This is a genomic window from Mesorhizobium sp. M8A.F.Ca.ET.202.01.1.1, assembly GCF_004791595.1.
Taxonomy (GTDB): Bacteria; Pseudomonadota; Alphaproteobacteria; order Rhizobiales; family Rhizobiaceae; genus Mesorhizobium.
The window spans coordinates 1-334 of the sequence record NZ_SRUN01000160.1; the positions used below are offsets into that span (position 1 = coordinate 1).

Genomic DNA, 334 nt, shown 5'->3' on the forward strand with positions numbered 1-334 from the left:
ACGAGAGATTCAATCGCTGGCGCCATAATATCCGGATTGTTGTGCCCGTAATTGAGTGCGCCGGAACCCACCAGGAAATCGATAAAGGGCTTACCCGTCTCGTCCCAGATCGTCGCCCCAAGGGCCTTCGTAAAGACGGTGGGGAACGCCCGGCAATAACGACGAACGTTAGATTCATGAGCCGTGAAAGCGTCGGTGTCCATATCAAGTCCTCTGCACATAGTCGTTCAAAGAAGAGAGCTGTTTAATGGCTAGTGGTTTGCGGCAGATGTTCGCCGTTTAACATTGAAGCAGAATACCGAAGCTTTCGTTGGTCTGGTGATGCCGGGATCCT

At 52.1% G+C, this 334-nt stretch carries 1 pseudogene; it reads right to left on the reverse strand.

Features of this window, described 5'->3' with window-relative positions:
* A pseudogene (locus EN845_RS34305) lies at positions 1-203 on the reverse strand (aminotransferase class III-fold pyridoxal phosphate-dependent enzyme); the annotation flags it as partial.
* Positions 204-334: the final 131 nt, after the last annotated feature.